This is a genomic window from Bacillus sp. Nf3, from assembly GCF_003028545.1.
GTDB classification, from domain to species: Bacteria; Bacillota; Bacilli; order Bacillales; family Bacillaceae; genus Bacillus; species Bacillus safensis.
Genome location: NZ_PYUA01000132.1, coordinates 1 through 510 on the forward strand (window position 1 = coordinate 1; position 510 = coordinate 510).

The 510-nt window shown below is 68.2% G+C and carries 1 protein-coding gene; it reads right to left on the reverse strand.

The window, feature by feature from the left end; translation table 11 throughout:
- Nucleotides 1-510: hypothetical protein (locus tag C9414_RS21190; RefSeq protein WP_219909150.1), on the reverse strand; the 510-nt coding region annotated here is incomplete at both ends.

Sequence of the window (510 nt, forward strand, 5' to 3'; positions counted from 1 at the left end):
GGCCCAGGCCAGCAGCTGCCGGCCCAGGGGATGCAGCCAGCCCAGCTTGTAGGACACGCCGTTGATCCACTTGTTGTCGACTGCATCGCAGAGATCGATGAAGAACTGCTCGCCATGCTCGCGCACGCGTACGGACAGCTCTTTTGCAGCACCCTGCAGGGCGGCATGCGGATCGGCCAGCGCCACCGGCTGCGGCAACGGGTGCAGGGGCGGCGCAGCCAGCAGCGCGCGCAGATCGGCGGCCAGTGCGTCCGGGGTGGACCACAGCCAGGTCAGCGGCTCCAGCGTGGCCGGGTCATTGGCATGCACGCGCCACAGATCCGCTGCCAGTTCCTCCAGCAACTCGCGGTCACTGGCCAGCAGTTCCGGCGGGTCGAAGGTGTGGCCGCTCTCCAGCGCATGCTCGCGCAGCACGCGGGTGCAGAAGCCGTGGATGGTGAAGATCGAAGCGAGGTCGATCTCATCGGCGGCCACCTGCAGGCGGCGCTTCAATGCCGGCGCGCTTTCGCT